The organism is Nocardioides sp. NPDC127514, from assembly GCF_040302125.1.
In the GTDB taxonomy this organism is placed as follows: Bacteria; Actinomycetota; Actinomycetes; order Propionibacteriales; family Nocardioidaceae; genus Nocardioides.
The window spans coordinates 77,722-100,650 of the sequence record NZ_JBEORF010000024.1; the positions used below are offsets into that span (position 1 = coordinate 77,722).

Genomic DNA, 22,929 nt, shown 5'->3' on the forward strand with positions numbered 1-22,929 from the left:
TCGAGCCGGACCAGGATGCACCGTCGCACGCTGCGTCGGTCGGCTCGAAGACCTCCGGCTCGACCTCGTAGCCGGTGACGGTGACCGAGACGCCCTCGGGCACCGACGGGTCGTCACCGCTCGGCCAGAGCCAGCTGACGTCGGCGCAGACCACACCGGGGCTGCCGTCGAGCGGGTACGACCCGCCGCCGATCGGCAGCGTCGGCACGGCCACAGCCGGCTCGTCGGGATCGGTGGGATCGTCGGGATCAGGATCTCCCTGCCCGGTCTCGGCAGAGCTCGCATCCGTGACGTCCACCTCCGACTCTCCGTCGGACGATCCGCACGCGGCGAGGAGCAGGAGTGCGCAAGGGATCACAGCGAGGAGCGAACGGTTCAACACCATGATGAACACCTCCTGAGATCAAGGAGGTACGGCCGCTCACCACTGATACCCGTCCGAGGTGGCAGGTGACGGGCATCCGGGCCGCTCATCACGCGCTCAGCTCAGCTGGGCCAGCTGCGCGAGAGCAGGCTTGGTGTGCTTCGCCAGCCGTTCGCGAGCGTCGTCGAGGGCGGCCGACGCGGGATACCCGGGCGGGACCCGAGCCGGGTTGAGCGCGACCCCGTCCGACCACGCCTTGATGTCCGGTTCGGACGAGAACGACATGGCCGCCTGGGTGCCCAGGACGTTCATCATCGCCCAGGTCGCCATCGTGTCGGGGAACGGGCTCGGCGGGCAGAGCCGGTTCTTCTCGGTGTCGGCGTCGCGGGTGGCCTCGACGTAGCCGGTGACCGCGGCGCCGAAGCACGGGAAGCCGGCACGGATCGGCTGCAGCGTGATCGCCTCGGGGCGCCAGACCGGGAGCAGGGGCGGATACTTCAGGCCGTCCGCGGCACAGTGCACGACCAGGGCGTCGTCCGCGACGGCGAGCGATCCGTCGGCGAAGGTGAGGCTGCCGCGGTCGACGTGCTGGATGTGGCCGCGGCGTACGACGTTCTCGAGGGTACGCAGCTGCTCGAGCTCCCACGTCGCCAGCGTCGGCGCCTTGGCCATCGTCGGCATGACCGTTCGATCGATGCGGAGCATGATGCCGGCGTCCTCCAGCCCGAGGAACAGCTCCTCGGGCGACGTCGACCTCTCCGCGATCTGCATCATGTCGGCGGCCATGCCGAGGAAGATCGCGGGATCGGGCTGGATGAGGGCCCGGTTGAGCATCCACGGATCGCGCGGCCGCACCCAGCAGATCGCGTCCGGGTCGACGCCGCGCGACAGCAGCCAGATGCACGCGTCGGTCGCGGTCTTGCCGGAGCCGACGATGACGTACTGGCTCGGCGCCTCCTCAAGGCGCGCGAGCTCGTTGACCGGCAGCACCCGGGCGCCGTCCGCGACCCCGAACGGCGGCGGCTTCTCGGCGGGGATGCTGGGCGCCAGGTAGCGGGCGTCGACGATCCGGGCTCCGGGCATCTCGAAGCGCTCCCCCGAGATGTGCGAGACGACGGTGCCGTCGCCGACGTACTCGCTGTTCGGGAAGAACTCGACCTTGCCCGACTCCACCATCTGCTCGAGGATCCGGGCGTAGTAGGCGCAGATCTCCGCCTGGGTGGCGCGCTCCTGAAGGCCCTTCTCAGGCCCTCGCTGCTGCAGCTGCCCACCACCCAGCAACGTCGAGGCGACGCCGTAGAAGGCGGAGGCCTGATGCAGGCGTACGAACGGGTACGCCTCCAGCCAGTGCCCGCTGACACCATGGCGCCGGTCGGCCAGTGCCACCCGCACGTCGGCGTGCTCGATCAGAGCGTCTGTGAACGCCATCCCCATGGCGCCGGCACCCACCACCAGGTAGTCGACATCGACCGTGCGGCTCATGCCTCCACGAAAGCACGCCGAGGACCTTCGCGGTCAAGAGGCAGGTGGAGCTATACCCGGTCTCGGGCACACGCGATGAGCGCTCCGAGGTCGAGGCCATAGGTGGGACCGCCACCCTGTTCGTACGTCTCCAGCCGTCGCGCTGCGCGCTCGATCAGGCGTGAGGCCCCGACGGCGTTGCCGCGCTCGTGGTGGGTCAGGCCGACACACAGCTGCGCCAGCCCCTGCCACAGCTCACGCTCCTCCTCCGGGCACGACTTCCACCGCACCTCGAGCGCCTCGTGGGCCGCGAACGGGCGCCCCGCGTCCAGGAGCTCGCGGGCGTACGCCAGGGTCTCGGCCGGTGGACGCGGCTCCTCGGAGATCGGCTCGACGCCGACCTCGCCATAGGGCAGCGGGCGGCCGAGCGCGTCGCGCGGGCGGGCCTGCTGTGCCCGCCCTTGCTCGTTTCGGTCGCGATCCATGTCAGCCCTCCTCGGCTCCCACCCTAGGACCCGATGAGATGAACCGACGCGTGCGCCTCGCTCCGTAGCGGTCGCCGTCGCACGCGATAGCCTGGGCGCATGACCGGCACACCAGGGATCAACGTCGCTGCCCCGCCCTCCGGCACCGGATGCGCCGAGTGCCTCGCGAGCGACTCCGGATGGTGGTTCCATCTTCGGCGGTGCGCCGAGTGCGGGCACGTCGGCTGCTGTGACAGCTCCCCGGCGCAGCACGCCAGCCGCCACTTCCGCGAGACGGGCCACCGCTACATGCAGAGCTTCGAGCCCGGCGAGACGTGGTTCTGGGACTTCGAGAACCAGGAGGCGCTCCAGGGTCCGGCGTTGGCCGAGCCGATGAGCCGGCCCGAGTCTCAGTCCGCACCGGCGCCCGCGGATCGCGTCCCGCAGGACTGGCAGGCACACCTGCACTGACCGGGTCGCCGGACGCACGAAGGGCCCCGACCGCAGTTGCGGTCGGGGCCCTTCGTTGAAAATCAGGCGACGCGGACGTTCTCGGCCTGCGGGCCCTTGGGGCCGGCGGTGACGTCGAACTCGACCTTCTGGTTCTCGTCGAGCGACTTGTAACCGCTGGTCTGGATGGCGGAGAAGTGAACGAACACGTCCTCGCCGCCGCCGTCCTGCGCGATGAAGCCGAAGCCCTTGTCAGCGTTGAACCACTTGACGGTGCCCTGAGCCATGATCTTTTTCCTCTGTTCGGTGCAAGGGACACTGTGTCCCAAGCCGCTGAAGACATCCATCTGTGCTGATGTCCAGCGAACCGAAAACCAGATAAAAGATACAAGCCGCGACGTGGTGTGCGGCCAGGATGGCTTACAGAGCCATCCCTTCAACGAGATCAACAGTACGCCATCGGGCCCGGGATCGTGGTTTCCACGAGATCCCGGGCCCGGCGCGTCAGACGCGCACCGACTCCTCGCGCGAGCCGTCGGCGTCCAGCAGCCGGATCGCCTCGTCGAACTCGGCCTCGATGGCCGGGTTCGCCCGGTAGGTCACCAGGCTGACCACCACCGCGACGACGGTGTTGAGCACGAAGCCCGGCACGATCTCGTACATCTGCGAGCTGAGCGCGTCGATGTTGCCCCACACGACGACGGTCACCGCACCGACCACCAGGCCGGCCAGCGCGCCGGCCGCGGTGAGCTTCCGCCACCACAGCGCCAGCAGGATGATCGGGCCGAAGGAGGCGCCGAAGCCCGCCCAGGCGTACGCGACCAGGTCGAGCACGGTCCCGCTCTTGGGCCAGGCCAGGACAGCGGCCACGACGGCGATCCCGAGCACGGCGAGCCGGCCGAACAGGACCAGCTGGCGGTCGGAGGCGTCGTTCTTGAAGACCGCCTTGTAGAGGTCCTCCACCAGCGCGGAGGAGGTCACCAGGAGCTGGGAGGAGATCGTGCTCATGATCGCGGCGAGCACGGCGGCGAGCATGATGCCCGCGACCAAGGGGTGGAAGAAGATCTGTCCCAGGACGATGAAGACCGCCTCCGGGTCGTCGAGCTTCGCGTCGGGGTTCTGCTGGTAGTAGGCGATGCCCACGAGAGCGGTGCCGACGGCGCCGAAGAGGCTCAGCATCATCCAGCCGATGCCGATCCGCCGCGCGGAGGCGGCCTCCCCCGCCGTACGCAGGGCCATGAACCGGACGATGATGTGCGGCTGGCCGAAGTAGCCCAGCCCCCACGCCACGGCCGAGATGACACCGAGCGCCGTGGCGCCCTCGACCATGCTCAGCCGCGACGGGTCGACGGCGCGGATGCTGTCCAGGGTCTCGGCGGGCCCGCCGGTCACGAAAACACCGACGACGGGCACCAGGACCAGCGCGAGCAGCATGATCGCGCCCTGCACGAAGTCGGTGTAGGAGACGGCGAGGAACCCGCCGAAGAGGGTGTACGCCACCACGACCCCGGCCACCACCAGCATGCCGGTGTGGAAGTCCGTGCCGAAGGAGCTCTCGAAGAAGACCCCGCCGGCGACCATGCCCGAGGACACGTAGAAGGTGAAGAACACCAGGATGACGGCACCGGAGGCCATCCGGAGCAGCCGCGAGGAGTCCTTGAGCCGGTTCTCCAGGAAGCTGGGCACGGTGATCGAGTCGCCCGAGACCTCGGTGTACGTCCGCAGCCGCGGTGCCACGACCTTCCAGTTGAGCCAGGCGCCGACGGTCAGACCGACAGCGATCCAGCCCTCCATCAGCCCGGTCGCGTAGATCGCGCCGGGCAGGCCCATGAGCAGCCACCCCGACATGTCCGAGGCACCCGCGCTCAGCGCACTCACCATCGGGCCGAGATCGCGCCCGCCCAGCATGTAGTCGTCGAGGTTCGAGGTGCGCCGGTACGCCCAGGCGCCGATGCCGAGCATGGCGACCATATAGGCCACCAACGCCAGCATTTGATAGGTCAGGTCTGACATCAAAAACTCCAAGATCGGGGGAATGCCGCCGCAGAACCTAACCCGTAGACCACGTTTGACCGTGATCGGCACCCCACGACTGCGCTACCCCACGCCTGGGGCCGCTTGACGCCGGCTCCTGCAACAGCCAGTCGCGGGTTCCGGTGCGTGGCAACGCCCGCATGCCCTACGGTCTCCCGACGTGACTACGACTGTGGTTGTGACCGCGATGGGCATCATCGCCACCCTCCTCGGAGCCTGGTGGGGCGCGTACTGGCAGCACCGGAACTCCCGCGACCTCCAGCTGCTGGACGCCAGGGTCCGCGTCTACGGCGAGTGCGCCGCGAGCCTGTACGAGTTCGAGCGCGTCACCTACAGCCGCGTCAAGGCCCGCCTCGCCGACCTCCCCGCAGCCGAGCGGGAGTCGCTGCGCCAGGAGGCGTACCGCAACAACTCCGCCGCTCGCGCGGCCATCGGCCAGCTGAGCATCCTCAGCGCGGGCGGCAAGATCCCCAAAGGATTCGAAGCCCTCCGTCAGGCGATCGGCGACCTCAACGACGCACCTGGTCTCGACGAGCTCCGGGAGCGGCACGACGACATCTACGTCGAGCTCGACCGAGTCCTGGAGCAGGCGCGCGCCGACCTCGCGCGCTAGCTCGGCTGAAGGTGCTGACACAGGGTCCCGCCGGGCGAGGGCGCAGGCGGCGCCCCGCCCGGCGGTGTCCATTGCTGGTCGCGGCGCCGATCGTTCACGCACAGCAAACGGCAGGCTGCTGTCGCGGTGAGCGATGTGCCGCAGATCGGGCCGCGGCGACGGCTCGGGTGATTGCCTTCGCCCAGGTGCCGGGGCGGCAACAGCGAGCGATCGCGGCCAGGCGCGCCTTGCGGACCTGCTCCATCCGATCGCTGATCTGCTGTTCCGCAACCGCGCTGGTGAGGTCTACTGGTCTCACGGGATCTCCTCCTTTCGGACGATCGTCGTTTCCTGTCCGGCCTACAGTCAGCAACAGGCGGCCGCAGCCGGCTTCGACACAGCCTCGGCAGACGAGCCACAGCACGTCGGTCCGCCGACGTCGTCGCCGTCAACGGCCTCCGTCGCGTTGAAGGTGTCGCTGTCGGCGAGCACGGTGTAGACCTCCCACCGCTCACCGTTCGGGGCGTTCTCGACCCAGAACTTGTCCTGCTTGGCATAGCAGCAGGTGGTGGCGCGCTCGTCGACCGAGGCGAACCCGGCGGAGTGCAGACGGTTCTGCTCGGCGTCGACCGTGTCGGTGTCGGCCACCTCGACGCCGAGGTGGTTGATGGTGCCGCCCCGCCCGGCGTTCTCGACGAGCACCAGCTTGAGGGGCGGCTCGGCGACCGCGAAGTTGGCATAGCCGGGCTTGGTCTTCGCCGGCTCGACGCCGAACAGGGTCGAGTAGAACGCGACCGACTCCTCGAGATCGTCGACATTGAGCGCGAGCTGGATGCGGGACATGGCTCCTCCTGAGTGACACATCGATGACTATCAATATGAGATCTTGCGCCTCGTATCGATAACTGTCAATGTTTTAGGGGAGATGTAGTTCGAACCGCCTCCAGGCGACGAACGCCGGGCCCGCGTAGTCGCGGCGCCAGCGATGAGCACCACATCCCGCAGGCCGGGAGCAGGGCCAGGACCGGCAGGCTGAGGCCGAGGATCCCGATGGGCTTGACCGTTGCGACGAACGTGATGCCGGGTTCAGCCGTTGATGACCGATAACCCCGGAGACCTCACGATCGCCACGTGTCATTCCGGTGTGAATGCTTCGTTGCGAGCGCTGGCGAAGTTGCCGCCCACCTCGGTACCCCCGCCGAAGGTGTAGATGACATCACCGACCGTGGCGGCGCCGAGCCCGTGCCGCGGCGTGGGCAGGTTGCCCGCGGCGGTCCACTCATCGGCTTCCGGGTCGTATCGCCAGACGTCGTCGTAGACCAGCGGGTCAGGGTTGTGCTGCTCGCCACCGAACACGTAGATCGAACCGTCGTGCACGGCTGCAGCCAGTCCGCCGCGTGCTTCGGGGAGCGGGGCGAGCGTCTCCCACTCGTCGGTGGCCGGGTCGTACGCCTCGACCGTCGCGACGTTCTCCTGGACGGCGGAGCCGTCCTCGGCCAGCGAGAACTCCCTGCCACCGATCACGTAGATCCGGTCGTCGACGACGGCGGACGCTGCGCTGTTGCGCGCGGTGGGAGCCGGAGCAAGCGCGGTCCACGTGCCGGTGGCCGGGTCGAACATCTCGTTCCTGTCGCTGTCGACATGGGTCGTGAACGTGGTGGCGTCAGGTGTCTCCCGGACCCGGCCACCCATGACGTACACCTGGTCACGCACGCTCTCGATCACGAACTCGGCTCGCGGCTCCGGCAGGTCGACCCCGGTGGACCAGGCATCGTCCTCCGGCGAGTAGACGAAGGTGTCGGGCTCGGCCCGCCACCGGGGAAACCCACCGCTGAACCCACCGACCGCAAACAGGGAACCGTCCGCCTCGGCAAGGCCGATGTGGTGCCTGGCCTGCGGTAGCGTCGCCAGCCGGTTCCAGGTGTCCGCAGCGGGGTCATAGGCGTCGAAGTGTGCCGACACACCGGTGTTAGGACTGAGCAGTCCCCCGGCGACGTAGATCCGGTCGTCGACGACCTCGGGGTAGAGCTCCTGCCGTTCCAGAGCCATGGGCGCGCGCTCCTGCCAGGCACCTGTCCGACTCGAGGACGCCGGTGACGACGAGGCGGGCGCGGCGGCGCACGCCGTGGTCAGCATCGTGCCGACGACGAGTACGGCAACGACCGAGCGGGTGCGGGGAGCAACAAGTTGTCTGTCCACGGTGAATCCTTCTTCTGTACGTCGGGAGTTCCCACGTTCCAGGACCTCGAAGACGGGAACCAGGGGTTGTCATCCCCTGTGACGGCGGCCCCGCTGACGTGATACTTGAGGAATGAGAACCGCCGGGTACGCCGAACTAGGCGCATTCCTGCGCTCCCGCCGCGAACGAATCCAGCCCGAGGAGGTCGGGCTCGTGCCCGGTCCACGGCGCCGGGTGCCCGGTCTGCGGCGCGATGAGGTCGCCCAACTGGCGGGCGCGTCGGTGGACTATTACAACGAGCTCGAACGCGGTGCGGGCTCCCAGCCGTCCGAGCAGATGCTCGCCGCGCTCGGCCGGGCGCTGCGGTTGACAGACGACGAGTGGCGTCACCTCTTCCATCTGGCCGAGCGGCCCGTGCCTCCCGCGGGCAGTGCGGCGTCGCACGTACAGCCCGGGATGCTGGACCTGCTCGATCGCCTGGCCTCGACGCCAGCGAAGGTGATCACCGATCTGCACGTGACGCTGGTCCAGAACCCGCTCGCCGTCGCGCTGGTGGGCGATCACACACACTTCACCGGCAGGCACGCCAGCTTCGCCTACCGCTGGTTCATGGACCCAGCGGCCCGCGCCATCTACCCCGAGGCCGACCACGACGCCCAGTCACAGGCATTCGTCGCCGACCTGCGTGCGGGAGCCGCCCGCCGAGGCAGCCGGGACACGGAAGCACGGTCCATGATCACCGAGCTGCGAGAGGGATCCACGGAGTTCGCCTCACTGTGGGACCGCCACGATGTCGCCTTTCGCCGTCGAGACCGCAAGCGCGTCAACCATCCCGAGCTCGGCCTGATCGATGTGAACTGCCTCAACCTGTTCAGCGAGGACGGTCGGCAACGACTGCTCTGGTTTACCCCCACGCCAGGGACCGACAGCGCTGACCTGCTCGAACTGCTCGCCGTGATCGGAACACAGTCGCTCACCGAGCCGTCCTGAAGCTGCCGACGCAAGGCCACGGCCTAGCCGTTCGCCTGACCGTGTGTGGTGAGGGCAGGCGCAGTGGCCGGGGTGTTGCGTGAGCGGGCGCCGAACTGCCCGGAGATGATCACGGCGCGGCGGCGGGTGAAGAAACGGCCCGCGGCGGCTGCGATGCCGTTGACCCGGCCCGAGACGATGCTGGGCCGGCGGTTGCCGCGGTCCAGCGAGCGCAGGCCCGCCTCGACGACCTGCTCGGGGGTCTGGTAGCTGCCGTTGTAGGCGCCGCCCGCCAGGTCATCGAAGAACTCGGTACGGGTCAGTCCGGGGGCGAGGGACAACACGCGCAGACCGCTCGACCGCGACTCGTACCAGAGCGCCTCGGTGAAGCTCAGGACGAAGGCCTTGCATGCCCCGTAGACCGCCATGTCGGGCCCGGGCATGTAGGCGGCCATGCTCGCGACATTGACCAGGATGCCGCGCCCTGACTGGCGGAGCGGCTCGATGAAGGCGCGCGAGATGTCCACGAGATTCGCCACGTCGACAGCAATCTCGTCCTGCAGGCGATCGGGGTCCTCCTCGTGGAACGGCCCATCGGTACCGAAGCCGGCGTTGTTGACGAGGCTCGTCACGGTGAGGCCGCGGGCAGCTATCTCACCGGCAAGGGCCTGTCCGGCTCCGCGCTTGCTGAGGTCGAGGGCGATCGGGGTGGCACGGACGCCGTGGTCGCGTTCGAGCTCGCTCGCGAGCTCCCGCAGGCGGTCGAGGCGGCGGGCGACCAGGATCACGTCGGAGCCGCGCTTCGCGAGAGCCCGTGCGAAGGCGGCTCCAATGCCCGAGCTGGCGCCGGTGACGATGGTGGTCTGAGAAGTGAAGTCGACGGAAGTCATACTGCACTGTAGGCAGCTTCTTGCACCGAATGCAAGGAACGTACTAAGGGTAAGGTTGGTGCATGGATTCACAGCCCAATGCCCCGACGCTGCGCGAACGCACGCGCAGGGCCGTCCATGCCGAGATCACCAGCACCGCTTTGCGCTTGTTCGTGGAGCAGGGCTATGAAGCGACGACCGTCGACCAGATCGCGGCTGCCGCCGGGATCTCGCGACGGTCGTTCTTCCACTACTTCGGAAGCAAGGAGGACGTCGTGATGGGCGACCTCGAGGCGCTCGGGGCGCGTGTGCGCGAGACCCTCGAGGCGCGCCCCGCGACGGAGACCGCATGGGAAGCGCTCCGCGAGACGTTCATCGGCCTGCAGGAGCAGGCCACCGATGCCGCGACCCCGCTGCAGATCGCCGACATGTACGCCGAGGCACCGTCGCTGCGTGCACGACACCTCGAGAAGCACCTGCGATGGCAGGAGCTGCTCGCCCCGAACATCGAGCGGCGTCTGGGCATCGAGCCCGGCGCGACGGCCGACCCGCGAGCCCGCGCCGTCATCGCCGCGGCGCTCGCCTGCCTCGACGTGGCGGTGGAGGCGTGGCGCCAGTCGGGCGGCACGAGCGATCCCGTGGACCTGTTCGACAAGGCCGTGGCCGCCCTCCGGGCCTGACCCGCAGTCCCAGGAGCACAGAGTTCGGACCGAGATCGAACGAAGAGCGACCAGGAAGCCCTCCTGTGGTCGTGTGGGCCATGTAGTCAGTCCCTGTCACGGGGCAGCCCTGGCATGGTCTTGATAGACGACGTCGGCGAGAGGTCTCTCCCACGTGCAGCATTAGCAACATGAAGTCGGCACGATCGCCGTGCCTGCTCCGGGCTGAGGCAATGCCGACAACGCGGTCAGGCACCAACGAATCAGTGTTCGAAGAGGTCATGACGTAAGAAACACACACATCGTGTCCCCGACCCGCTCGATGCCCGCTCCAACCCTGTCTGCTCGGCCCCAGCCTCGGATCGACAGAGCCTGGATAGTCCCGCTCCCAGCGGCCAGCCTTGGAGCAGCACCGACCCCGGAGACCACACGAACGGTCGCGGCGCTGTCCTGCCCCTGCCCCTGCCCCTGCCCGAACGTGCTACCAGCCAGGAGACTCGATGAACCAAGACGACGACGCCGGACCGAACCGCTGGGGTGTGTCCCGGCGCAACTTCTTGGGTGGCAGCTTGGCCGCCGCTGCCGCCGTGACCCCGCTGACGAGCGGACACGTCGAGGCAGCGGAAGCTGCCTCGGCACTCACCGTAGACGGCGTGGCCCAGGTGACGGTGAGGGCCGCCGTCAACGGCGACCCGGTCACGCTGCGGGTGGACCCGCGGGCCACCCTGCTGGACACGCTGCGCGAGCGGCTGGACCTCAAGGGCACCAAGAAGGGCTGCGACCGCGGCCAGTGCGGGGCCTGCACCGTGCATATCGACGGGCAGCGCGTGCTGTCCTGCCTCACCCTGGCCGCCACCACGACCGGCCGGAAGATCACGACGATCGAGGGCCTTGCCGACGGCGACCGGCTGCACCCGATGCAGCAGGCGTTCATCGACCACGACGGCCTCCAGTGCGGCTTCTGCACCCCCGGGCAGATCATGTCCGCGGTCGCGATGGTCGACGACGAGGGCGGAGCGGACTCGGACGACGAGATCCGCGAGCGCATGTCGGGCAACATCTGCCGGTGCAGCGCCTATCCCCGCATCGTCGACTCGATCCGGGACGCCCAGCAGGTGATGCGCTGATGCGGCCCTACACCTTCACCCAGGCCCGCTCCGTACGCGAGGCCCTGCGGGGCGCGGGACCGGACACCGCGTTCCTGGCCGGGGGCACGACCCTGGTCGACCTGATGAAGCTCGAGGTGATGACCCCCGAGCGCGTCGTGGACATCAACCGGCTGCCTCTGGACGGCATCACGCTGGACAGCAAGGGGCTGCACATCGGCGCGCTGGAGCGGATGAGCGACGTTGCCGACCACCGCACGGTGCGCGAGCACTACCCGATGGTCGCGCAGGCGCTGGAGCTGAGCGCCTCGGCCCAGCTGCGCAACATGGCCAGCATCGGCGGCAACCTGTTGCAGCGCACGCGGTGCGGGTACTTCCGCGACGTGACCACCCCGTGCAACAAGCGTGAGCCGGGCAGCGGCTGCGCGGCGCTGGAGGGGATCAACCGCGGCCACGCGGTCCTGGGCACCAGCGATGCATGCATCGCGACGCACCCCAGCGATCTGGCCGTACCGCTGGTCGCTCTGGACGCGGTGGTGCACCTGGGCTCGGCCCGCGGCACCCGAACCGTGGCGCTGGACGACTTCTACACGCTGCCCGGGGCTACGCCCCACATCGAGAACACCCTGCGACCGGGCGAACTCATCACCGGGATCACGGTGCCCCGCTCCCCCTTCGCGGCACGCTCGCACTACCTCAAGATCCGCGACCGGCAATCCTACGAGTTCGCGCTCGCCTCCGCCGCCGTCGCCCTCGAGCTGCGCGGGAGCACCATCACCCAGGCCCGGATCGCCGTCGGCGGCGTCGGGACGCGGCCGTGGCGGTTGCCAGCGGTCGAACGCGCGCTGACCGGGCGGCCCGCGACCTCCGCCACGTTCGAGGCCGCCGTCACCCGCGCGGCGGACGGCGCCGAGCCGCGCCAGTACAACGCGTTCAAGCCCGCCCTGCTTCGCCGCACCCTGGTGCGGGCGCTGACCGAGCTGCTGGAGAGCCGATGAGCGACCGGCCAGACGGCGCGAGGCGGGCGGTCGCCGTGCTTGAGCTCGCCGCCCACCGGCACGGCGGCTCGGGGGCACCCCTGAGTACCGGGGTCCCCATCCACCACAGTGCGCCGTCGACCGGTGCACTCGCACTCAGTAGCTGAAGGAGTCACGATGCCCAGTTCCCCTGTAGGCCGCGAGACCGACCGCGTCGACGGCAGACTGAAGGTCACCGGCGCAGCCGAGTACTCCGGTGACTACCGCGCCACCGACCTCGCCCACGCCCACCTCGTCACCAGCACCATCGCACGGGGCACCATCACCAGGATCGAAACGACAGCCGCCCGTGCGGCGCCGGGTGTCCTGCGCGTCTACGCCGCTCCGGAGTCCCGGCTCAACCTGTATCCGATCACCGGCCCGCTCGCCGGCTTCGTAGAGAACTACGTCCCCCTGAAGGACACGGAGGTCCGCTTCCACGGCCAAGCCATCGCGATGGTCGTCGCCGAGACCCCCGAACAGGCACGCGACGCCGCCGCGCTCGTCACCGTGACCTACGACACGCGGCCGCCGCGCACCTCCCTCGCGGACGAACCCCACGAGCCCGCAGGCCCCACCCTCAGCGGGACGCCGAGCAGCCTCGAAGTCCTGGCCCCTGGCGTCGAATCTATCGACGCCGCGCTCGCCGCCAGCGACGTCGTCGTGAAGGCCGAGTTCCACCAGCACATCCAGCACCACGTGGCCATGGAACCCCACGCGATCCTCGCCGTCTGGAACGGCGACCGGGTCACCATCCACGCCGGCGCGCAAGTCCCCGCAGCGTTCGCACTCGGGATGTCACAGCGGCTTGGCGTCCTGCCGCAGAATGTCCAACTGAACACCAAGTACGTCGGCGGCGCGTTCGGCGCCCGCGTCATCCTGTGGAGCGACACCCCGCTCCCCGCGGCCGCGGCCCGTGAGCTCGGCCGGCCGGTCCGATTGGTCCTCACCCGCGAGCAGATGTTCACCCTCACCGGCCACCGGCCCCAGCTCACCCAGACCGTTCGGCTGGGCGCCTCCCGCGACGGCGTCCTCAACGCCGTCAGCCACCAGAGCGTCTCCGAGCGCCCGACCACGGTCACCTTCCCCATGACCCCGGCCCACAACACCACGGACGCCCTCTACCGCACGCCCAACCTGCGCGTCCATGCGGAGCTGGCCGTCCTCGACATCCCCGGGAGCCGGGCGATGCGCGGACCCAATGAAGCCCCCGGATCCTTCGCCCTGGAGACGGCCATGGACGAGTTGGCCGTAGCCACCGGTATCGATCCGGTCGAACTGCGGCTGCGAAACAACGCCACCGTCCACCCCGTCTCTGGGCTGCCTTGGTCGAGCAAGCACCTTGAGGAGTGCTACCGCGTCGGCGCGCGGCGATTCGGCTGGTCCGCCCGCAGCGCCACGCCCCGCGCACGCATCGACGGGCAGTGGCTGTACGGCACCGGGATGGCCACCGGCATCTACCCTGCGCACCGCCGTCCCGCGAGCGTACGCGTCCGGTTGCTCGACGACGGCACGGCCGTGGTCTCGACGGGGATCTCGGACTTCGGCACCGGCGGGGCGACCATGGTCGCGGTCTCCGGTGCCGATGCCCTGGGGATACCCCTGGACCGGGTGACGCCCGAGATCGGCGACTCACTGCTGCCTCAGGGAGCACCCGCCGTCGGCTCCAGCGCCACGCACGCCACCGTGCCCCAGGTCGTGAACGCTGCCCGCGATGTGATCGACGAACTCAAGCGGGTCGCCGTCACCGACGACGGGTCGCCGTGGCACGGCGCCAGCGCGGACGACCTGCGCTACGAGCGAGGGATCCTGCACGGGCTCGGCCGCTCGATGACCTTCGGCCGCCTGCTCCGAGCTATCGGTTCACCGGGCATCACCGCGACCGCCGAGTCACCCGGTGCCGCCGACCCGGAGTACGTGCACCACAGCTTCGGCGCCCACTTCTGCGAGGTACGCGTCAACCGATTCACCGGCGAGACCCGGGTCACCCGGTTCACCACCGTCGCCGACGTCGGCCGCGTCATCAACGCCAAGGCCGCCCGCAGCCAGCTCGTCGGCGGCGTCATCTTCGGCATCGGCCACGCTCTGCTGGAGGAGAACCACCTGGAGCTCGACACCGGACGCCTGGCCAACAGCACCCTCGCCGACTACCTGGTTCCCGTCAACGCCGACGTCCCCGATATCGACGTGGTCATGCTCGACCGGCCCGACCCCATCCTCACCGGACCGCTCGGCGACGGCGGCGAGGACGTCGGGACCCGGAGCCTGGGCGCTAGAGGCCTCGGCGAGATCGGCACCGTCGGCTCGGCGGCCGCGATCGGCAACGCCGTCTACAACGCCACTGGCATCCGGGTACGCGACGTTCCCATCACCCTCGACAAGCTGATCGAGCACCTGTAGTCGGTGACGAGGGCCATGTGCTGCGAAAGGCCTGGTCACGGGCATCTCGCGGTGGGGAGGTCGTCGCCCGCACCCGGCCGGACAGTCACCACGCCATAGGACCAAGGAGTATGAAGTGAGAGTACTTGTGACGGGTACGTCGAGCGGCATCGGCAGCGCGATCGCCGTCAGGCTCGCTGAGCACGGCCACGAGGTCATGGCCGGAGTGCGGCGCCTCGCGGACGCCCCGGCCCACCCGCGGGTCACAGCCGTAGAGCTGGAGGTGACCGACACCGCGCAGCTCGCCGCGGTGGCAGAGGAGATCGGCCCACTCAACGGGGTGGTGAACAACGCCGGGATCACCATCGCAGGGCCCCTCGAGCACCTGCCCCTCGACCGCCTCCGGGAGCAGCTGGAGATCAACGTCGTCGGGGTCGTCGCCGTGACCCAGGCGTTCCTGCCCGCGATCAGAGCGGGGCGCGGGCGCCTCGTCATGATCGGTTCAGCCGGCGGTCTTGTCACCACACCGTTCCTCGGCGCCTACAGCGCCTCGAAGTTCGCAGTCGAGGCAGTCGCTGACGCGCTCCGTCAGGAGCTGGCGCCGTGGAGCCTTCCCGTGGTGATGATCAATCCCGGAAGCTTCACCTCGCAGAACCGGGCCAAGACAACGGCGATGGCGGAGGCAGAACGCGCGGCCATGGCGGAGCCCGCGGAGCGTCAGTACGGACTCGCCCTGGACGCGTTCGTCCGGTTCAACGAGTCCGTCGAGGCTGGAGCCGGTGACCCGGAGCAGGTCGCCGCCGTTGTCGAGCGAGCACTCACCGTGCGTCGGCCCCGGACGCGCTACCTCGTCGGCGCCGACGCACGCATGGTCGTCACCATGAAGCAGCTCCTACCTGCCCGGACGGTGGACGTAGTGCTGTCCAGGATCATGGGTCTACCGCGACGACCCACGGGCTGATGGAGCGAGGGGCGGTGACGAAGCCCTGAGGTACACCGCCCGCTGTCGACGCATCACGACGGCCCACCACCGACGGCCTCGGGCGACACCGACGGCGACCTCGTCGCGACGCTCTCCTGTCCCGTGGCGAACGCGAGCTCGGAGACCGTCTGCGCGCTCCGCCGAAGAGCGTCGCGCGCCAGGCTCATGCGCATCTCGATCGCAGGCTGCGAGACGAAGTGACGATGTGCGGCTCAGTACTAGTCGAGAAGGAAAGTTGACATGACATACGCCGAACTCCGCGAGTTCTACGAGCGCTACATCGCGGCACTCAACGCCCACGAGTTCCACCGCCTGGACGAGTTCGTCGCCGACGAGCTCACGCACTTCGGTGACGCCGTCACCCGCGACCAGGTCCTCGCCGCACTGACTGCCCAGGTGGACGCCGTGCCGGATCTGAAGTGGCGCCTCGACGACCTCAGGGTCAGCGGCCACGACCTGGCCGCGCGCCTGACCAACACCGGCACCCCGGTCAAGGAATGGCTCGGCGTCGCCCCTACCGGCGCCTCGTTCGAGGTCACCGAGTACGCCCTCTACCGAGTCCGCGACGGACGGTTCATCAACATGACGAACCTGCAGGACTCCGACACAGCCAGAGAGCAGCTGGGCGGCTGACCACGAAGGCGTCGGACGGAGGAACGATTCAGCGCAGAGCCTGTGCTCCGATGACTGACAGCATCTGCAGCTTCTCGTAGCTCTCGGAGCCGGGAACCGCGGTGTAGACCATCAGGGAGTGGGCCTGGTCCGGGTCGACCAGGCGCTGGCAGTTCAGCTCCAGCGCACCTACCTCGGGGTGCACGAAGTGCTTGACATCGTGGGGGCGGATCCCGATCTCATGATCCTCCCACACCCGCCGGAACTCCTCGCTGCGGTCCAGCAGCAGGTCCGCGAGGTAGGCCGCCCGGGAATCGGGACCCCGGAGCGTGACGAGCCCACGCAATCCGGCGGCGTACATCCTGGTCAGGAAGGCGTGCTCCTCGGGCGCATAGAGTTCCCGGGCGTACGGGTCGGTGAACCACCGGTAGCCGCTGCTGCGAGCCGGCCCGGTGTACTGGGTCGTATCACCCGTGAGCGCCACCCCCATCGGCGTCTGCCGCAGGGTCTCACCCAGCTCGGTGACGATCTCCGCAGGAGTATCCTCGAGGCGGTCCAGGATCCGCAGCAGCCCAGGGCTGATGTGCTCGCTGGAGCTGCCCCGGGGTGGCGGGTTGTGCCCGGCCAGCCGGAAAAGGTGGTCACGCTCGTCGATCGACAGGTGCAGCCCCTGAGCGATCGAGGCAAGCATCTGCGGCGACGGCTGCGGGCCTCGCTCCCGCTCCAGGCGGGAGTAGTAGTCCGCCGACATGTTGCACAGCGCCGCGACCTCCTCCCGCCGCAGCCCGCTGGTCCGGCGCCGCTGCCCGCGAGGCATGCCGACGTCCTCCGGCTGCATTGCCTCACGCCGATTGCGGAGAAACCCCGCCAGCCCGGTGCGATCGATCACGACGCTTCCCCTTCTGAGAGTTCTGACTTGGTTCTATCCCAAGCGGGCGAACGTATCCATGCTCTGGCGATCCCCCTTATGGCGGAGCCGTGACCTCGACGACTGTGATCGGGAGGGCCTGGATAAGGCGCTGTCCCGCTGAGGATCTGGACCAGGGCCGGGTCAGGCTCGGGCCGGCATTGCTCTTCGAGGCTCGTGGAGGCACACCTCACCACGGCAGGGGCGTTGCCTTCCAGGTGGTGAAGGTGCCGCCGGGATCGCCCGGTCCGAGCCGGACGCACCTCAAGATCTCCTGGGCTGCATCCTCGATGGTCTCGGTGCCCATGAATCCGACGAGGGCTGTGCGGGCAAAGCCAGGAGACACGAGGTTGACTTTGATCTCGGACCCCGCCAGTTCGTCCATCATCGTGATCGTGAGGGCATTCAGTGCTGCCTTGGATGACGCGTACACCGGGTCGAACATGCGACGTACGTCCGACGCCGGGTCGGAGGCCAGGGCCAGCGAGCCGAGCGCGCTGGTCACGTTGACGACGCGCGCATCCGAGGACCCCCTGAGGAGCGGCATGGCGGCCTGGAACATCGCGAGCGACCCGAACACGTTGACGTCCCACACAGCGCGCATCTCCGCAAGATCCACGATGCTCGGCCTCGCGCGCTCTCGCGCGTCGTCGAGGTCCTGCGGAGGGCTGCCGACCCAGGCTGCACCTGCGTTGTTGACCAGGATGTCGAGCCGTCCGGAGATGTCACGGATGCTGTCGACTGCGGACGTGATGGACGCTGCATCCGTCACGTCGAGCTTCACCGCGTGCGCGTTCGGTCCCGCCCCGGCGGCGGCCTCCTCGCCGCGGGCGAGGTCTCGCGACCCGAAGAAGACCGTATGGCCGTCCCGGGCGAGCGACGTTGCGACGTACCTCCCCATGCCCTGGTTCGCTCCAGTGACAAGTGCGACACGTGTGGTCGTCATGCTCATTTTACCCTCCAGTTGGTGTTCCGAGCGCCTTCTGGTGCCTCCGTCATCTTCGCTCGACCCCAGCGCCGCAAGGAGGGCCTTGCGATCCCAGGACCGGTTCGGTCGTATCGCCACGCGTTCCCCGGGGATGTCGCCCAAGAGCACGGAGACGGGCGCACGAATCGACATCGTTGAGCCGGGTGAGGATCGTCCACGTGTGCCGATCTCTCGCGAGCGAGGTCGGACACGGCTGGATTGGTGCCTCATTCAGGCTGTGGGGTGCGTGGTCACTAGCGGTGTAGTCGGCAACGCCGCCCGGTCGATCGCTCGGCCTGCTTGATACACATCAGTGATCGCACGCAGGTTGCGGATGTCGTCAAGTGGGTTCTTGTCCAGCAGGACGAAGTCTGCGAGCTTACCGGTCTCGACTGAGCCAATCAGGTCGTCTTTCCCGTATCCACGGGCCACCTGAAGGGTGGCGCTGGTGATGGCCTCCAGTGGGGTCATGCCCTTCTCGACCATCGACTGGGTCCAGTGGAAGTGGTCTCCGCCGATGGTCCATGGTCGGTCTTCGCGTTCGAGTGGCGAGAGGTCGTTGAGGTGGTCGTTGCTCGGGCACCCAGCATCCGTGCCCATCAGGATCTTCGCGCCGGCGCTGACCAAGGTGCGCTCGTTGTCCGCGAAGGCGCCGCCACCCATCAACGCGGCCCAGCTACCAGCCTCTTCGAGACCCTTGCGATGCGCCTCGTGGATGGTCTGCAGTTCAGCGTAGGAGTTGCTGGCAACGATCTTGTCGACCAATGAGTGCGGATAGGGCTGGCCCATTGTGTAGTTGGCGTGAATCAACACATTCGCGCCAAGGTCCACGGACGTTTCGAGCGACTCCACAGACAGACTGTGACTCAGCACCGGCACCCCGACGGCGCGAGCCTCCTCGATCATGACGTCGAGCACCGGCCGGGTGAAGGTCTGGTAAGACCGATCCAGCCCGACAGTCATGAAAATGTGGTCACTGACGGCGATCTTGAGCATGTCCACACCGCGGGCAAGGTAGTCGCGGACGCGGGCGCGAACCTCGTTGCGGGGCAACAAGCTCAACTGGTGGCCGACTCCTGCCTCGAACATCTCGTCGATGCGATTGACGAACGTCTGCGAGGCCGCCTTGCGCCCGCCGAAGTGAAAGTCGGCGCTGAACGGTCCCCCCATCCCGACGATGGCGCCAGCGGCGAAGATCCGCGCACCCTGTGAGGTACCGGCGTTGATGCGATCACGGGCGCTGAGTACCGGTTCGATGGCGTTGTAGGTGTCGAACACGGTGGTGACCCCGTTGCGGAGCACCAGTTGGGCAGCTTCTTCTATGACCTCGACATAGCGACCTTCCCAGCGAGCGAGGTACTCGATCGTGCCCGGACCCACCATGAACATCCACGCGTCGAGCAGGTGGACATTGCCGTTGACGTACCCCGGCACCATCCAACGATTACTGCCGTCGACCACAGTCGCATCGACGGGAACCTCCGTACTCGCAGAAGGACCGATCGTGGTGAACCGGTCGCCCTCGACCAGCACTGTCATGGCCGGCCGCGGCGCGCCTCCGCGGCCATCAATGAGTTGCACGTTGGTGATGGCGGTAGGGGTTGTGGTCATCTCATTTTCCTTTGTGATCGAGGTCTCAAAAGTGGAGAGTACCCGAATCGATCGTTTCGGTAAATGGGTACGGCCGCCTGTAGGGTCAAGGCCATGGCAAAGGCAGGTAGCGGCGCAGTGGCCACCGTCGACGGGCGAGCACTCCGGTGGGAGCACCGCAAGCCCGAACTACTCCGAGCGGCAACCGATTACGTGCTCAGGACCGGGGTGGCTGATCTGACCTTGCGACCCCTTGGTGCGGCGATCGGCGCATCCATCACCTCGCTCAATCGCCAGTTCGGAAGCAAGGATCAGTTGATCCGAGCAGTGTGTGAAGAGATCCATGGGCAAATGGCGACGGCGTTTGACGAATTCTGGGCGAGCAGCAACGGGCGACCGGTCGAAGTACTACGAGCCCTGTGGAACCTCTGGCTCGCCCCTGAGTACGAGCGACAATTTGCTTTCCTCTTTGAGCTCCATGGGCTCGCGCTCCGTCAACCTGAGAAGTACGAATGGTTCGCACGGTCCGTCGTCAAGGACTGGAAAGCCCCGCTTGAGAGCGCGCTCCGCCAAGATGGCATCCACCCAGACCAGGCCGAGGCGCTGTCGACCCTCGTTGTGGCCATCATCCGCGGCCTATATCTGGACAAGACCATCACCGGCGACGTCGACCGCGTTGGTGCCGCCTACGAACTGTCGCTGAACCTTCTGGCGTCGACACTGGAAGCGACGAGAGCCAACCAAGGCAAATGAAACGCAGCCCCCTTCGGACCTCGGTCGGCCCGTCCGAGGTTCACCAGGGCCGGGTGACCGAACAGGTCTACCGTCACGAACTCCGGCCCGTCATGCACACCGGTGCACAGGTCATGGACAGCCTGTTCGGCGATGACGGTCAGAAGAAGTCCGCGTGACCGTCTAGTCAGGCACTTCGTCAGGCGCTCCCAGCAGCGCCTCGAATCGAGCGAAATGAGAACCGGCCGCCGATTAGGTAAAAACCCTGGTCAGCGGCCGTGTCTTCGTTGTGCGTGATACTGGGTTCGAACCAGTGACCCCTTCGGTGTGAACGAAGTGCGCTACCACTGCGCCAATCACGCGTTGCGGGTGAAACATTAGCGCATCCGCTCGCCGGACCCACATTCGGGCCACGCCGGGACGTAGGCTCCCGGCCATCGGCAGGACACGTGGACGCAACGGAGGAGCGAAGATGCTCGCGTACGAACGGACCGGCAGCGGAGAGCCGCTGCTCCTGATCCATGGCATCGCGCACCGCAGGCAGGCGTGGGGCGGGGTGGTGGAGCGGCTGGCCGACGAGTTCGAGGTGATCACGATCGATCTGCCGGGGCACGGCGAGTCACCCGCGTTCGATCTGGCGGGGCGTACGGTGCGGGAGGCGGTTGCGCACGAGCTGAACGAGCTCCGAGAGGAGCTCGGGATCGAGCGGCCGCACGTCGCCGGCAACAGCCTCGGCGGCCTGCTCGCGCTGGAGATGGCCGACGCCGGGCATGCGCGGTCGGTGACGGCGCTCTCCCCCGCCGGGTTCTGGATGAACGACCTCGACTACCTCTACGTCAGGGGCCTGTTCGCCGGGATCCAGGCGGTGGCGCGGCCGCTGGCGCCGGTGGCGGGGTCGCTGCTGCAGTCGCGGGTGGCGCGTGCGGTCACGATGGGCTGCTTCTTCGCTCGCCCAGGGCAGATCGACCCCGCCGTCGCGGCCGCCGACACCGCCAACATGGTCGCCTCGCGCGAGGGGATCAGGACCTTCTTCAGCGGTGTCTACCGCTACAGCTACCCGGGGCCGACGCAGAGCTACGTCCCGACCACCATCGCCTGGGCCTCGCGCGACCTCACGCTCCTCCCCTACCAGGCGAAGGTGGCCGCCCGGCGTCTCCCGCATGCGACCCACCGGTGGCTGGCGGGCTGCGGCCACGTACCGATGAACGATGACCCCGACCTGGTGGCCGAGGTCATCCGCGAGACGGCCCGGACCCAGCCGCGACGAGCAGGTCGCCTAGGCCGCGAGGATCCCGCGCGGGTCGAAGGCGACCCGGATCTCGGTGATCAGCCCGTCCTCGACGCGCATCCAGTTGGCGGTGGGGGCGGGTTCGGCGACGGTGGTGTGCAGGTCGAACCAGGTGATCACGCTCGGCCCGTCGGCGAGCCGCTCCTTCACCTCGATCTTGTCGAGCACCTTCGCCATGCCCTCCAGTCCGGCGACGCACTCGTCGGCACCCTCGATCGTGGCGAGCGGGCCGGCGAAGCTCACGTCGTCGGCCAGCAGCGCGCGCAGGCGGGTGAAGTCACGCTCCTGCCAGGCGGTGAAGTACGCCTCGGCGAGCTCGGCAGCGGATGCGGTCATCGGGATCTCCTCAGGTCGGTTCGGCTTTCATCTCCCAGCCTGACCCGACTCCAGCGAACACTCAAACAGATAGTTCTGCTGCTTGCTAGCATCAACGGTGATGGAAATCGGTCAGCTCCGCTACTTCGTCGCCGTCGTCGAACACGGATCGTTCACGGCCGCGGCGCAGCGGCTCCATGTCAGCCAGTCGGGCATCAGTGCCCAGCTGGCCAAGCTCGAGCGCGAGCTCGGCCATGACCTGCTCGTCCGGGGTCCCCGCAACGTACGTCTCACCCACGCCGGCGAGACGCTCCTCCCCCGCGCTCGCGACGCGATCCGGGCGATCGAGGGTGTGCGGCAGAGCGCCGACGAGCTGAGCGACCTGATCCACGGCCAGGTACGCCTCGGGATGATCGCCGGCTGCACGATCCCCGGCTTCCTCGACGCCGTCGCAACCTTCCACCGGGAGCATCCCGGGGTCAGCGTCGAGCTCGTCGAGGACACCTCCGACCGCCTCCAGCGACGTACGCTGGCCGGCGAGCTCGACCTCGGCCTGATCTCCCACGCGGGGCCCGTCATCGACGGCCTGGCCACCGAGTCCGTCAGCGACGAGCGGCTCGCTGTGATCACGCCGGCCGGCCACCGCCTCGCCGGCGCCCGGCCGAGGCTCGCCGACCTCCACGAGGAGACGGTGCTCTGCATCCCGCCGGGCACGGGGATCCGTACGGCCCTGGAGCAGTCGTGCGCGCGGGCGGGCGTGGCACCGAAGGTCGACCTGTCCGGGTCCAACCCGGAGACGCTGCTCGGACTGACCGCCCGCGGGCTGGGCGTCTGCGTGCTGGCCGAGTCGATGGCGGCCGGGACCGACCTGGTCGCGACGCCGATCGTCGACGCGGAGGTGCGCGCCGGGCTCGCGCTCGTGGTCCGTGACGGTGACCAGCAGCGCGCCACCCGGCGGCTCTACGACCTGCTCCGCAGCGCCCTGACCTGAGGG

Annotated in this window: 24 protein-coding genes, 1 tRNA gene and 1 pseudogene; 13 read left to right on the forward strand and 13 right to left on the reverse strand. The window is 68.4% G+C overall.

Translation table 11 applies throughout. The features are described from left to right. Window positions 1–481 precede the first annotated feature (481 nt). Together ABTX24_RS19475 and ABTX24_RS19480 are read right to left on the reverse strand one after the other, a co-directional pair. Complete coding sequence (locus ABTX24_RS19475; protein WP_350841894.1) at window positions 482–1,846, reverse strand: pyridine nucleotide-disulfide oxidoreductase; 1,365 nt, start codon at window positions 1,844–1,846, stop codon at window positions 482–484. A 50-nt stretch (window positions 1,847–1,896) separates the two neighbouring features. Then, window positions 1,897–2,310, reverse strand: a complete 414-nt coding sequence (locus tag ABTX24_RS19480; protein WP_160024176.1) for a DUF309 domain-containing protein — start codon at window positions 2,308–2,310, stop codon at window positions 1,897–1,899. Window positions 2,311–2,409: 99 nt separating this feature from the next. On the opposite strand from ABTX24_RS19480, the gene ABTX24_RS19485 reads away from it, so the two are divergent. After that, window positions 2,410–2,760: a UBP-type zinc finger domain-containing protein gene (locus ABTX24_RS19485; protein WP_350841896.1), complete on the forward strand. Its 351-nt coding sequence runs from the start codon at window positions 2,410–2,412 to the stop codon at window positions 2,758–2,760. A 62-nt stretch (window positions 2,761–2,822) separates the two neighbouring features. Here the strand turns inward: ABTX24_RS19485 and ABTX24_RS19490 are convergent, their stop codons facing one another. Then, window positions 2,823–3,026 (reverse strand): cold-shock protein, encoded by a 204-nt coding sequence (locus tag ABTX24_RS19490; RefSeq protein WP_141804077.1) that lies wholly within the window; start codon window positions 3,024–3,026, stop codon window positions 2,823–2,825. Between the two features lie 217 nt (window positions 3,027–3,243). Beyond that, window positions 3,244–4,752 carry a sodium/proline symporter PutP gene (gene putP / locus ABTX24_RS19495; protein ID WP_350841898.1) on the reverse strand — a complete coding sequence of 503 codons (1,509 nt, stop codon included), beginning with the start codon at window positions 4,750–4,752 and terminating at the stop codon, window positions 3,244–3,246. A 181-nt stretch (window positions 4,753–4,933) separates the two neighbouring features. Here putP and kilB point away from each other — a divergent pair, with 181 nt between their 5' ends. Then, window positions 4,934–5,386, forward strand: coding sequence for a plasmid transfer protein KilB (gene kilB, locus ABTX24_RS19500; RefSeq protein ID WP_350841900.1), 453 nt, complete (start codon window positions 4,934–4,936; stop codon window positions 5,384–5,386). 345 nt (window positions 5,387–5,731) lie between these two features. Here kilB and ABTX24_RS19505 read toward each other — a convergent pair whose 3' ends face one another. Further along, a complete protein-coding gene (locus tag ABTX24_RS19505) occupies window positions 5,732–6,208 on the reverse strand; it encodes an ArsI/CadI family heavy metal resistance metalloenzyme (RefSeq protein WP_350841902.1) in 477 nt (158 codons plus the stop codon). A gap of 291 nt (window positions 6,209–6,499) precedes the next feature. After that, entirely contained in the window at window positions 6,500–7,564 is a 1,065-nt protein-coding gene (locus ABTX24_RS19510; protein ID WP_350841904.1) for a Kelch repeat-containing protein, read from the reverse strand. Between the two features lie 112 nt (window positions 7,565–7,676). Here ABTX24_RS19510 and ABTX24_RS19515 point away from each other — a divergent pair, with 112 nt between their 5' ends. Beyond that, window positions 7,677–8,534, forward strand: a complete 858-nt coding sequence (locus tag ABTX24_RS19515; protein ID WP_350841906.1) for a helix-turn-helix transcriptional regulator — start codon at window positions 7,677–7,679, stop codon at window positions 8,532–8,534. 23 nt (window positions 8,535–8,557) lie between these two features. Here ABTX24_RS19515 and ABTX24_RS19520 read toward each other — a convergent pair whose 3' ends face one another. Continuing rightward, window positions 8,558–9,403: an SDR family NAD(P)-dependent oxidoreductase gene (locus tag ABTX24_RS19520; protein WP_350841908.1), complete on the reverse strand. Its 846-nt coding sequence runs from the start codon at window positions 9,401–9,403 to the stop codon at window positions 8,558–8,560. A gap of 62 nt (window positions 9,404–9,465) precedes the next feature. Between ABTX24_RS19520 and ABTX24_RS19525 the strand changes: the two genes are divergently transcribed. The 5 genes from ABTX24_RS19525 (at window position 9,466) to ABTX24_RS19545 (ending at window position 15,503) form a co-directional block, all read left to right on the forward strand. Beyond that, window positions 9,466–10,062, forward strand: a complete 597-nt coding sequence (locus ABTX24_RS19525) for a TetR/AcrR family transcriptional regulator (protein WP_350841910.1) — start codon at window positions 9,466–9,468, stop codon at window positions 10,060–10,062. Between the two features lie 479 nt (window positions 10,063–10,541). Beyond that, window positions 10,542–11,168, forward strand: coding sequence for a (2Fe-2S)-binding protein (locus tag ABTX24_RS19530; protein ID WP_350841912.1), 627 nt, complete (start codon window positions 10,542–10,544; stop codon window positions 11,166–11,168). Continuing rightward, complete coding sequence (locus ABTX24_RS19535) at window positions 11,168–12,145, forward strand: FAD binding domain-containing protein (protein WP_350841914.1); 978 nt, start codon at window positions 11,168–11,170, stop codon at window positions 12,143–12,145. Before ABTX24_RS19530 ends, ABTX24_RS19535 begins: the two co-directional genes overlap by 1 nt. A gap of 156 nt (window positions 12,146–12,301) precedes the next feature. Beyond that, window positions 12,302–14,563 carry a xanthine dehydrogenase family protein molybdopterin-binding subunit gene (locus tag ABTX24_RS19540; protein WP_350841916.1) on the forward strand — a complete coding sequence of 754 codons (2,262 nt, stop codon included), beginning with the start codon at window positions 12,302–12,304 and terminating at the stop codon, window positions 14,561–14,563. Between the two features lie 115 nt (window positions 14,564–14,678). Beyond that, window positions 14,679–15,503, forward strand: a complete 825-nt coding sequence (locus ABTX24_RS19545) for an SDR family NAD(P)-dependent oxidoreductase (protein ID WP_350841918.1) — start codon at window positions 14,679–14,681, stop codon at window positions 15,501–15,503. 53 nt (window positions 15,504–15,556) lie between these two features. Here ABTX24_RS19545 and ABTX24_RS19550 read toward each other — a convergent pair whose 3' ends face one another. Then, window positions 15,557–15,691, reverse strand: a complete 135-nt coding sequence (locus tag ABTX24_RS19550; RefSeq protein ID WP_350841920.1) for a hypothetical protein — start codon at window positions 15,689–15,691, stop codon at window positions 15,557–15,559. Window positions 15,692–15,764: 73 nt separating this feature from the next. On the opposite strand from ABTX24_RS19550, the gene ABTX24_RS19555 reads away from it, so the two are divergent. After that, window positions 15,765–16,157, forward strand: coding sequence for an ester cyclase (locus tag ABTX24_RS19555; RefSeq protein ID WP_160024190.1), 393 nt, complete (start codon window positions 15,765–15,767; stop codon window positions 16,155–16,157). 28 nt (window positions 16,158–16,185) lie between these two features. Here ABTX24_RS19555 and ABTX24_RS19560 read toward each other — a convergent pair whose 3' ends face one another. The 3 genes from ABTX24_RS19560 to ABTX24_RS19570 all read right to left on the reverse strand — a co-directional run bounded on the left by ABTX24_RS19560 (window position 16,186) and on the right by ABTX24_RS19570 (window position 19,621). Next, window positions 16,186–17,025, reverse strand: coding sequence for a helix-turn-helix transcriptional regulator (locus ABTX24_RS19560; RefSeq protein WP_350841922.1), 840 nt, complete (start codon window positions 17,023–17,025; stop codon window positions 16,186–16,188). Window positions 17,026–17,233: 208 nt separating this feature from the next. Beyond that, the gene (locus ABTX24_RS19565; RefSeq protein ID WP_350841924.1) at window positions 17,234–18,163 is read right to left on the reverse strand and encodes an SDR family NAD(P)-dependent oxidoreductase; all 930 of its coding nucleotides are present in this window, start codon (window positions 18,161–18,163) and stop codon (window positions 17,234–17,236) included. Window positions 18,164–18,241: 78 nt separating this feature from the next. Further along, the gene (locus tag ABTX24_RS19570) at window positions 18,242–19,621 is read right to left on the reverse strand and encodes an amidohydrolase family protein (RefSeq protein WP_350841926.1); all 1,380 of its coding nucleotides are present in this window, start codon (window positions 19,619–19,621) and stop codon (window positions 18,242–18,244) included. A 93-nt stretch (window positions 19,622–19,714) separates the two neighbouring features. On the opposite strand from ABTX24_RS19570, the gene ABTX24_RS19575 reads away from it, so the two are divergent. After that, window positions 19,715–20,353 (forward strand): TetR/AcrR family transcriptional regulator, encoded by a 639-nt coding sequence (locus ABTX24_RS19575; RefSeq protein WP_350841928.1) that lies wholly within the window; start codon window positions 19,715–19,717, stop codon window positions 20,351–20,353. Next, window positions 20,350–20,511 carry a hypothetical protein gene (locus ABTX24_RS19580; protein WP_350841930.1) on the forward strand — a complete coding sequence of 54 codons (162 nt, stop codon included), beginning with the start codon at window positions 20,350–20,352 and terminating at the stop codon, window positions 20,509–20,511. Before ABTX24_RS19575 ends, ABTX24_RS19580 begins: the two co-directional genes overlap by 4 nt. Window positions 20,512–20,622: 111 nt before the next feature. On the opposite strand, the gene ABTX24_RS19585 is transcribed toward ABTX24_RS19580, so the two are convergent. Further along, a tRNA-Val gene (locus tag ABTX24_RS19585) sits at window positions 20,623–20,694 on the reverse strand. 110 nt (window positions 20,695–20,804) lie between these two features. On the opposite strand from ABTX24_RS19585, the pseudogene ABTX24_RS19590 reads away from it, so the two are divergent. After that, window positions 20,805–21,506: pseudogene (locus ABTX24_RS19590) on the forward strand (alpha/beta fold hydrolase); the annotation flags it as partial. 102 nt (window positions 21,507–21,608) lie between these two features. Here the strand turns inward: ABTX24_RS19590 and ABTX24_RS19595 are convergent. Continuing rightward, on the reverse strand, window positions 21,609–21,956 hold the full coding sequence (locus ABTX24_RS19595; protein WP_350841932.1) for a nuclear transport factor 2 family protein: 348 nt from the start codon (window positions 21,954–21,956) through the stop codon (window positions 21,609–21,611). 100 nt (window positions 21,957–22,056) lie between these two features. Here ABTX24_RS19595 and ABTX24_RS19600 point away from each other — a divergent pair, with 100 nt between their 5' ends. Further along, entirely contained in the window at window positions 22,057–22,926 is an 870-nt protein-coding gene (locus tag ABTX24_RS19600; RefSeq protein WP_350841934.1) for a LysR family transcriptional regulator, read from the forward strand. Window positions 22,927–22,929: the final 3 nt, after the last annotated feature.